The sequence below is a fragment of the Anaerolineae bacterium genome (genome assembly GCA_016931895.1).
GTDB lineage: Bacteria > Chloroflexota > Anaerolineae > 4572-78 > J111 > JAFGNV01.
Map to the genome: position 1 here is coordinate 1 of JAFGDY010000234.1, position 10,008 is coordinate 10,008.

At 51.7% G+C, this 10,008-nt stretch carries 12 protein-coding genes; 9 read left to right on the forward strand and 3 right to left on the reverse strand.

The annotated features are described in order from the left end of the window. From JW953_17345 to JW953_17380, 8 genes are all read left to right on the forward strand, one after another. On the forward strand, positions 1-744 hold a 744-nt coding region (locus JW953_17345; GenBank protein MBN1994467.1), incomplete at its 5' end, for a radical SAM protein. Between the two features lie 128 nt (positions 745-872). Next, complete coding sequence (locus tag JW953_17350) at positions 873-1,826, forward strand: YafY family transcriptional regulator (GenBank protein MBN1994468.1); 954 nt, start codon at positions 873-875, stop codon at positions 1,824-1,826. Positions 1,827-1,842: 16 nt separating this feature from the next. Continuing rightward, complete coding sequence (locus tag JW953_17355; protein ID MBN1994469.1) at positions 1,843-2,604, forward strand: GNAT family N-acetyltransferase; 762 nt, start codon at positions 1,843-1,845, stop codon at positions 2,602-2,604. A gap of 17 nt (positions 2,605-2,621) precedes the next feature. Beyond that, positions 2,622-2,972, forward strand: coding sequence for a DUF3795 domain-containing protein (locus tag JW953_17360; protein ID MBN1994470.1), 351 nt, complete (start codon positions 2,622-2,624; stop codon positions 2,970-2,972). A 23-nt stretch (positions 2,973-2,995) separates the two neighbouring features. Then, positions 2,996-3,961: a hypothetical protein gene (locus JW953_17365; GenBank protein ID MBN1994471.1), complete on the forward strand. Its 966-nt coding sequence runs from the start codon at positions 2,996-2,998 to the stop codon at positions 3,959-3,961. Positions 3,962-4,195: 234 nt separating this feature from the next. After that, positions 4,196-4,594, forward strand: coding sequence for a hypothetical protein (locus JW953_17370; protein ID MBN1994472.1), 399 nt, complete (start codon positions 4,196-4,198; stop codon positions 4,592-4,594). Further along, complete coding sequence (locus JW953_17375) at positions 4,594-5,109, forward strand: hypothetical protein (GenBank protein MBN1994473.1); 516 nt, start codon at positions 4,594-4,596, stop codon at positions 5,107-5,109. Before JW953_17370 ends, JW953_17375 begins: the two co-directional genes overlap by 1 nt. Continuing rightward, positions 5,106-6,077, forward strand: coding sequence for a hypothetical protein (locus JW953_17380; protein ID MBN1994474.1), 972 nt, complete (start codon positions 5,106-5,108; stop codon positions 6,075-6,077). Before JW953_17375 ends, JW953_17380 begins: the two co-directional genes overlap by 4 nt. A 6-nt stretch (positions 6,078-6,083) precedes the next feature. Here JW953_17380 and JW953_17385 read toward each other — a convergent pair whose 3' ends face one another. Together JW953_17385 and JW953_17390 are read right to left on the reverse strand one after the other, a co-directional pair. Next, on the reverse strand, positions 6,084-7,208 hold the full coding sequence (locus JW953_17385) for an aldo/keto reductase (protein ID MBN1994475.1): 1,125 nt from the start codon (positions 7,206-7,208) through the stop codon (positions 6,084-6,086). Positions 7,209-7,210: 2 nt separating this feature from the next. Beyond that, positions 7,211-7,747: a GNAT family N-acetyltransferase gene (locus JW953_17390; protein MBN1994476.1), complete on the reverse strand. Its 537-nt coding sequence runs from the start codon at positions 7,745-7,747 to the stop codon at positions 7,211-7,213. 111 nt (positions 7,748-7,858) lie between these two features. Here JW953_17390 and JW953_17395 point away from each other — a divergent pair, with 111 nt between their 5' ends. Then, positions 7,859-8,971, forward strand: a complete 1,113-nt coding sequence (locus JW953_17395) for a hypothetical protein (protein MBN1994477.1) — start codon at positions 7,859-7,861, stop codon at positions 8,969-8,971. A gap of 46 nt (positions 8,972-9,017) precedes the next feature. On the opposite strand, the gene JW953_17400 is transcribed toward JW953_17395, so the two are convergent. After that, the gene (locus JW953_17400; GenBank protein ID MBN1994478.1) at positions 9,018-9,878 is read right to left on the reverse strand and encodes a DNA alkylation repair protein; all 861 of its coding nucleotides are present in this window, start codon (positions 9,876-9,878) and stop codon (positions 9,018-9,020) included. Positions 9,879-10,008 lie beyond the last annotated feature (130 nt).

Sequence of the window (10,008 nt, forward strand, 5' to 3'; positions counted from 1 at the left end):
AGCGAGTGCTACCAGATTGACCACTTTGACACAGAGGTGCTGGTCAAAGCTAACGCCATTGACCTGTTGCGGCAGGAATTGGCCCGCAAGCGGGTCAAAGGCACTATTGGCCTGGGGTCAATGAACGATCCCTATATGCCCCTGGAAAAGAAAGTCAACCTGACCGGGAGAGCATTGAACGCAATTGCTGAATTTGGCTTTCCGGTACACGTTATCACCAAGAGCGATTTGGTGCTCCGAGATTTGGACACGCTACGGGAGATCAACCGCATCTACGCAGCGGTCAGCTTCACCATTACTACTGCTGATGATGAATTGGGCAAAAAATTGGAGCCGGGGGCGTCGTTAGTTTCGGGCCGTCTTAAAGCCATCCAGCTTTTGGCCAAAAATGGCATCCACACCGGCATTACTATGATGCCCATTTTACCCTATATTGAGGATACCGAAGAAAACATCACGGCCATCGTGCAGCAGGCGCATGCGCACGGCGCGGCCTACATCATTCCCTCGTTTGGCGTAACCCTGCGTGACCGGCAGCGAGCGTATTATTACCAAAAACTCGATCAATTATTCCCGGCAGTCAGGCAGCATTATCAGCGAAGATATGGTAATCAGTATCACTGTCCGGCGCTGAATGTCGAATTTTTGGCCGGGGTGTTTTACGAGTTATGCGATCATTATAGTATCGCCACGCGGCTGACCCCTTACATCCCTCCACCGACCACCCAAATGCGGCTGTTTTAGCTTGGATAGACTCTCCCAACTCCTTCCAGATTTCCTAAAATTCCCTTATAATTATGACAGAAACTGTCATAATTATACCTTATAATGTTTCCAGTGGCCGTCAGAAAAACGGTAGAAAAGAGAAGAATATGGCTACCACAGCCACGCGACTGATTTCGCTGATTATGCTGTTGCAGCGACGCCCCAACCAAAAGGCCGCCGAACTGGCGGATGAACTGGGCGTATCGGTGCGAACCTTGCAACGTTATATGGAAATGTTGGATGAAATGGGCATCCCGGTTTACTCCGAGCGAGGGCCGCACGGCGGTTTTTCCCTGGTGCGAGGGTACAAGATGCCGCCGCTGATGCTCACGCCCGAAGAGGCCGTGGCTGTGTATCTAGGTACGAGTCTGGTGGAGGAAATGTGGGGCCAGTTATATCAAAACGCCGCGCGCGGAGCGTTGGTCAAGTTAGATAACGTGCTCCCCAATGAGCAGCGGCACGAGATTGCCTGGGCGCGGCGGGCCCTCCTGGCTACCCATATGCATCGTATTGATTACGAACGCCTGACCCCTCATTTGGAAAAACTACGCCGGGCTGTTCGTGAACGGCGGCGATTGCGCATGACCTACCGGAGACGCAGCCAGCCAGAACCTTTGCAGCGTGAGGTTGATCTCTACGCCCTGGTTCATCGCTGGGGGTGGTGGTATGCCATCGGTTACTGTCATACGCGGGGGGCCGTTCGTTCTTTTCGAGTAGACCGCGTAATTGAATTGATGCTGCTTGACGAGATGTTTGATGTGCCAGTAAATTTTGATATTCAGCAGTATCTGGCTTCAGAACCACATACCCAACCACAGGTGCAAGTATGCCTTAGTTTTGCGCCGGAGGGTGCGCTCTTGGCCCTTGATGACCGGGCGATGTGGGACTCAGTAGACGAACAGCCCGATGGCTCGGTAGTGGTTACTTTTGCCATATCCAGTTTAGAATGGGCCGCCCGCGTAGTCCTGAATTATGGATCACAAGTGGTGGTGTTGCAACCGGAAGACCTGCGTGGTCTGGTGCGTGAACAGAGCCAGGCCATCGCTGCCCTATATGAATAAATTATGGAGGAAGAATATGACTAACAACATCAAAATCATCACGGTTGATGCGACCAACGTGGCCGAACACGGCTTTTTTTGCTTCAAAAGTAAGCCCAAATCCGAAGGCTATCAACGTAAGTTGGCCTGGCTCCAACAGCGATTTGCGGAAGGCATGCAGATCAAGCTGGTCTACGAAGGCCCCCGGTCCGTGGGTTTTGTTGAATACATCCCCGGTGAATATGCCTGGCGGGCCGTGAACGCCAAAGATTATCTGGTTATCCATTGCCTCTGGGTGGTGGGCAAATGCAAAAAGAAAGGCTACGGCACGCGCCTGTTGAATGAGTGCCTTGAACACGCCCAAAAAATCGGCAAACAGGGCGTGGCCATGGTCACCAGTTCGGGCGTTTGGTTGGCCGATAAAAAACTGCTGCTGAAAAACGGGTTTGAAGAAGTTGACCAGGCCCCGCCGTCGTTCTCGTTGCTGGTTAAAAAATTTAATGACGCGCCCCCGCCAAGTTTCCCCACCGATTGGGACGAGCGGGCCAATCGTTACGGCCAGGGATTGACCATTATTCGTTCCGACCAATGCCCTTACATTCCCGACGCGGTGGCTATTATTGCTGACTTCTTTGCCGGGCGCAATATCCCCACGCGGGAGCTCGAATTGACCAACGCCCAGGAAGTGCAAGAATTATCGCCATCGCCCTACGGTTTGTTTGGCGTGGTGTATAACGGCAAGTTGTTGAGTTACCACTATCTGGGGCAAAAGGATTTAATCAAATTGATGGGTGATTGAGGAAGAGTCAATATTTTATGTCAACAGTGGAAACGTACTATATAAAACAATACCAGGGGATTGTGCCTGCCTGCGGCGTTTTTTGTGGGGGGTGTCCAAACTACGTGCGCGATAGGAAACCATGTCCGGGCGCGTCGGAGGCGGGCAGATGCGATCAATGTAAATTTTATTTATGCTGTACCGAACGCGGTCTCAGCCATTGTTTTGAATGTGAAATATTTCCGTGCAAACAGTTCAAACGTTTTGCTCAAAGCTGGAAAAAGTACGGCCAGGATTTTATAGCCAATCAATTGCTGCTGAAAGAAGTGGGCGAAAAAGAGTTTCTGGCTCAATGGAATGCCGGCGAGAGACAATGTGAAGCGTTATAAAAACTATGAAGGAATCTATAAACATGATAGAAGAGCGTCATCTGATAACTTGGCTCCTGGAAGGGGATGTGTCGATTCAGTATCAGGTTCAGCGTGACTTGCTGGCAACTGAAAAGCCGGATTTACGAGAGCGTATTGCCACCGAAGGCTGGGGCGCCCAATTTCTCAGTTTTCGCCAGAAAGGGGGTCATTGGGGGCAACGGTTTTATCAACCCAAATGGATTTCAACCCATTACACCATTCTGGATTTAAAAAATCTGGTCATATCCCCACACAACAAGGAAATAAGGCAATCTATATGGCAGGTCATCCAAAAACTCAAAGGGCCGGATGGAGGAATTCTTCCAATCGGCAAAGAAAAGAAAAGTGATGTTTGCGTAAACGGCATGTTTCTAAACTATGCTTCATATTTTTTGATGCAGGAAGATGATTTGAAATCAATTGTTGATTTCCTGCTGGCAGAACACATGCCGGATGGCGGTTTCAACTGTTATTCCAACACACAAGGGGCTGTTCACAGCTCTATGCACTCAACAATTTCTGTGATCGAGGGAATTTTAGAATACGCCCAAAACGGCTATAACTATCGGCTGGCGGAGCTGCAAAACGCCGCCGCAAGATCAAGAGAATTTTTGTTGCAGCACCGGCTGTTTCGCTCTGACCGGACCGGGAATATCATTGACAAAAAAATGTTGATGCTTTCCTATCCGTCGCGTTGGAAATACGATATTTTAAGAGCGCTTGATTATTTTCAATTTGCCGGGGTCGGCTACGATCCCCGCATGCAGGATGCCCTTGCTGTACTACAGAAAAAACGGCGGCAAAATAACACATGGCCGCTTCAGGCCAAACATCCGGGTCAGGTCCATTTTGATATGGAAAAAACCGGGGGTCCCAGCCGTTGGAACACCTTACGCGCGCTGCGGGTGTTGAAACACTTTGGTGAAACTAAAAGAAGTCAAGATGGAGATTCTGAGGGGAATGAGTGAAGAATGACGTGCCCTGAATAAAGGCCGGACGTAACCGTTCAGCCCTCTATGCAGTCCGTAACGGATATGTATCCGTTACGGGCCTTGGCTGAAATAATTCAGCTTGGATTTAAGTCCGCCTAATATCGGTTACGGATGAATATCCGCAACCATCAAAACAGTTCGGATTGACCTCAGCCATTCACAATTAATCATTAACCGTTCACAATTCACAATTATTTTGGAGGTTTTACTATGCTTAACCTGAAACTTATCTTCAGTGTGCTTTTAACCGTGTTTATTAACTACCTGGTGCCGTTTCTGGCGTACGCCCTGCTGCTGGCCGTAGGATTTTTGCCGCCGGTTGAAAACGATTCCCCAGGCTTGTTTTTACTGAGCTTATTGATCCTCAACACCGGCATTGCCTTGAGCTTTGTATTGATCTTTTACGTGGCCCGCCAATCGTTTGCCGGCCGCTGGCTGTTGTACGGGCTGCTGTGGTGGCTGATGTTCACCTTTATTGAACTTGGCCAGGCTATTGGGCCGGATTACACCTGGCCGCAAGCTGTGGTCGGGTTGGTGGCGGCGCTTGTTTATTTTCCGCTGTCGGCGTTTGGAGTTAATAAATTGATTGGTTTAAAGGCAGGCGCGTGATGAAAACAAAAATCTATGAAAATTTTCCCTGGCGGATTGTTATTTTAGCCAATCTTTTGCCTGTTTTGGTCTACGCCGTTGGCGCTTATATCCTTGCCGGATTTGGCCTTGTGGTAGCCGGGCTTTATGTGCTTTATTGCCTGGTGATGGAGTTCCGGGTGTTTAAGCTGGGCTGTGTTAACTGCTATTACTACGGCAAAGTTTGTGGATTGGGCAAAGGCAAACTATGCTCCTTGTTGTTCAAACAAGGCGATCCCCGGAAATTTGCCGAAACGGAAATTTCTTGGGCCGAGATGCTGCCGGATTTTATGGTGGTTATTTTTCCCTTGCTGGGCGGCATTATCCTCTTGATCATGAACTTTAGCTGGCTGCTGTTGGCGGCGGTGATTTTTATAGGGCTGCTCTACTTTTGGGGCAATTCGCTCATCCGGGGGCCGGTTATGTGCCAACACTGCCGCCAACGCGAGATTGGCTGCCCCGCCGCCCAATTATTCAGCAAAGAAGGTACTCGATGACAAGCAATTTAACGCAGTGGCTCCTGGCATCAAACGAACCGTGGACGCGCTATCGCACGCTGGTTGACTTGCTGGACCGGCCTGAAGACGATATAGAAGTACAATCTGCCCGCGCCGAGATGCTGACCCATCCCCAGGTGCAGGCAATGCTGGCCGAAACTGCTACCTGGGGCCAAACTCCTTTCAAACGCCACAACGACGCCGGTTATCCCATCTACAAATTCAGCACCCTGGCCGATTTTGGCCTGCGGGCCGGCGACTCCGGGATAGCTGCCGGGATCAAGGCGATATTGGCTCACCAATCCCCGGAAGGCGCTTTCCAAACAGTGGTCAACATCCCCCAAGCTTTTGGCGGCAGCGGCCAGGATGCGTGGACGTGGATTCTGTGCGACTCGCCTACCCTGCTTTACGTCCTGTTAAAAATGGGCCTGGGCGATGACCCCCGCGTGCAGCGAGCCGTTGCCCACCTGGTTGGCGTGGTTAACGACAACGGCTGGCGCTGTGTGGCCGCGCCGGAGTTGGGCAAATTTAAGGGGCCGGGCCGCAAAACCGATCCCTGCCCCATTGTCAATGTGTACGCGCTCAAGGCGTTAGCCCAAGTCCCGGCCCTGGCCGATAGCCCCGCCGTTCACGCCGGCGCCCAGATGCTACTTAAACATTGGCAATGCCAAACCGAACGCAAACTCTTTATGTTTGGCATTGGCACCGATTTTCGCAAGCTCAAGTATCCCTTTGTATGGTACGATATTTTGCACGTGGTTGAGGTGTTGAGTCAATTTCCTTTTGTTCATGCAGACGAACGTTTTCAGGAAATGGTCAAAACCATCACGGCTCAAACGGATGAAGGGGGCCGTTACACCGCCAATTCAATGTACATGGCCTGGAAGGGATGGTCCTTTGCCGACAAAAAGAATCCTTCGCCGTGGTTAACATTTCTGGTGCGGCGGATATTGCGGCGAGGTAAATAAAAAGGTTCAGCCGACGCCTTCAAATAAAGCCGCAGCCTGTTTCATCTTGGCCGTGACATCCACCCCAAACGGACAACGCTCTACACAAACGCCACATTCCTCGCAATGGGATGCTTTGAAAGGCAGGGCTTGATACGCCGCTTGTAGCGCTGCTGTTAAGTTTTGTTGAGCCATATCCAGCAGGCGCATGGTCTGGCCAATGTCAATTTTTTCCGGGCAGGGCAGGCAGTGGTTGCAGTACACACACTCTCCCGCTACGTATTGCTCAAAATCAGCCAACAGGGGAGAGAAGTCCTTCTCTGCAGCGGTGGCCTGGCCGTAGGCCAGAACTCCGGCCAATTGCTCCAAATTGGCGCAGCCGGGAAGGGCGGCGCAAACGCCCGCCTGGGCCAGCACATAGGCCAGGCACTGCACCGGCGTAATCGGCTCCGATTTGGTAAGTTTGAGCGCCTGTCCGCCCATCTGGTACCGGGCCATGCGGACGGTTCGTTGGGGTTGTAATAACTTACCCCCGGCCAAAGGCTTCATGGCTACCACGCCCACGTTGTGGGCCACGCAAGCCCGGAGCAACTCTTTTTTGCCCGGTACCGCATTGGCAGCCAGATTGATGGGGAACATCAACACGTCAACCACACCGCTCTCCACGGCCTGCAACGCCGTAGACACAGTATGGCCGCTAAAACCAATAAACCGCGCTTTGCCCTCCTGCCGCAAACGTTGGGCCAGTTCCACCTGTCCCCGGGGTTTGGCCAATTGGTCATAATCCTTCTGCGTGTCACAATTATGCAAAAACAGGATGTCCACGCCATCCGTGCCCAGGCGAGCCAGCAGATCAAGAAAAAATTGCTCGCTCTTCTGCGGGCTGCGGGTTTTGCTGTACTGGCCTTGTTTCACCGTAGAACCCAAATGTGCGGTCAGGATAACGCCCTCACGGCAACCCTGCAAGGCCGCGCTCAGATTATCCAGATAATCAGGGAAGGAAAAAACCAGGTCAAAGTAATTCACCCCCTGATCAATGGCTTCCCGGATCACGGAAATTACCGTTTTGGCCGGCTGCCCGTTAAGATATTCTGTGCCCAGGCCAATGGCGCTCACGGCCAGGCCGGTTCTACCCAAAGTTCGATACTCCATTGTTATTCCTCCTGAGAAAGCTTTTTTAATTTTTCTCTTTGCGGTCTTTTTCCCTGGCGCCATTGCGTTAAATCTTCTTTCGCCGCTACGCCAATTTTCTTTTCAAACAAAATGCCCTGGTGCTCATCTTGCCCAATTTCTACAAACCCAACCTTTTTGTAAAAGTGGCGAGTGCGCTCATTCCAGGCCGGCGTGCCCAACGTCCAGCGCCTGGCCAGGGGATAAGTTTGCCAGATAAATTCAAAGGCTTGAGCGCCAAGGCCCTGATTTTGAAAGGCCGGCTCAATAAAAATCCGGCCCACCTCATACTCGCGCGTCTTTTTACGGAGGATGATGATCCCGCCAATAAGCTGACCATCGGCCAATATTTTGTAGTAATCGCCAAACCGCATCATCTTGCTCTGCCATTGGCTCGACTTGTAGCCGGGCGGGCCGCCCGGTCCAGGCGCACCATAATGGATGTCGTCATCAAAGGCTCGCCCCGAAATTTCGGTTAGCTTTCCGGCATCTTGGGGTTTTGCTTTTTCAAAGTGTATCATCACTTTTTCCCTTCTTTCCTTGACACCTACCTTTTTCGTAGTAAACTGCTCAACATTTGCATGTTACTACCTAATTTATGACATCTTGTGTCAGGTTATGGAGAAAAGATAATGCCCATTATTGAGACCGAATTTATGGAAGGGACCAAAGATTTGGACATTGACGCCTTCTGGGTTGAAAACAAATTGTGCCAGAATTTCACCACTCACAAACCGCGCTGCTCTCTATCATTCTCCCCCGACGACCATTGGATTTTTGAGTTTATGCAAGTGTCCTCTACCTTGCGCTATTATCAAGACAAGGCTTATCGGGACGCCCTGCACCGGGAGGTCAATCAAATCACTCAAAAGTTTGTGGGTAAGGCTTTTTTTGACGAAGATACTTTTCAATACAGCCCCAAACGTATTGAAAATTTGTTTGGCAGTGAATTCACCTACCACGAAGGCAGCACCCCCTGGCTCACGCCGGTTACCGACGACCCAGATGAGTTTGCCCAGGTCTTAGATCGGGCCGAAGCAACAGACCTGCGCGCATGGAGCTTCCCTGCTAAATTTTTGCAGGAGTGGGAACAGCGGAAACGAGCCGGTAAAAGTCTGCCCCTGCTGGGTGACGGCAGCCGCGGGCCGGCCACCATTATGACGTCGGTGCTCAAGGTTGAAACCTTGTTTTTCTGGCTTTACGATCATCCTGATTTGATGCGCCGGTTTCGGGATATTCTGGCCGATAAAATGGTAGCCTTCAACCAGGTGCTGCGCGAATTCAGCGGCAATACCTGCCCGGGCTGGTGGATTACGGATGATAATAGCGCCCTGTTCAACCCCGCCCTCTACCGCGAATACTGTTACCCGGTTCTGGAAAAGGTGCTCAACGCCCTGGCTCCCGGCAACGCCTGCCGCTACCAGCACTCCGATAGCGCGATGGGCCACCTGCTAGATATGCAATACGAATTGGGTATCCGCGAGATAAATTACGGCCCGGAGGTTGATGTGGCTCTTATCCGCCAAAAAATGCCCCAGGCCCTCATTCGCGGCCACCTGCCGCCTTTTCTCCTCCGTAACGGCAGCCCGGCAGAGATCAAACAACGCGTGATTGAAGACTTTGAAAAGGCAGGGCAAACCGGCGGGCTGGATGTTACTACGGCTGGCTCTTTAGCGGCGGGGACGGGCGTAGGGCGCATGCGGTGGTTAATGCAAGTGGTGCAGGAGCATTGTCGTTATGATTAGAAACGGTCAAGGCTAATCTGCCAGCGCTTTCAGCGCCTGGAATAATTTATTGTGCCAGTTTTTGCAGAATTTCCACCGCACTCTCTACAGAACGGCGGTCCTTGCCGGTCAACTTTGGGCTGGCCGCCCACTGTTCATAGCGCGGCAGCAGCGAGGCAAATTCCGGCAAAAGCTTTTTGGCCATACTGCGGATGGCGTCGCACAGCACCCAGGTGGCCGCCGGGTTTGCCGGGGGAACGTGGCGAGCCAGAAAGTTGCGCGCCGGCTCAACCTGACCCCGCGCCGTCAAACGGATAGCAAAACTCACGGCTCGTTTCACATCTTGCTCTTCGTCAAACAACAGCCGCTCGGTCAGTTCCAGGCAGCGAACAGCGTAGGCAGGGTACTTCATCGGCAGACGTCCTACGGTGGTGATTCCGGACCGGCGCACCCACTTGTTTTCGTCGGCCAGCGCACTCAACCACTGCTCCGGTTTTTTGCGCACAATGGGTTCCAGGGCGTTCATTGCCAGTTGGTCGGCGTCCTCCCAACTAATGCAGGTGCGGCACAACTCCATCACCAACGGCATTATTTTGTCTGGGTTGGCCAATTCCATCGGCCCCAGGATATGGACCGCCACAATTCGCCCCTCGCGGCCGTATTCAGCCCACAACAACTGAGCCAACGGCACAAATTCATCCACCTGTTTGCGGGCGGCCTGGCCAATCTCCTGGCCAATTGATTTGAGCGCCGCCACTGGCGTCCCCACTGTTTCTTGTTGCGCCAATTGTTCAGCTTTAACAAAACCGGTGCTTTTTGGCTCAAATTGGAGCCAGAAACTGCGCAGGGCGTCGGCGGTGGGGTGGGGAGTGGCAAGGTCATAAGATGATAAAATAGTGGTCACCTGACTTGAGATTTCTTTTGACATAAGCACCTCCTTAAAATTATGGGGGCAGCAATATCAATATAGTTTTTGGGGATGGTTCATCTCTTACGAATAGTTAAGTTGACACTTTTCAAATAGGCGAAAATCTATATGAGTGTTAATCCAAGAAAAT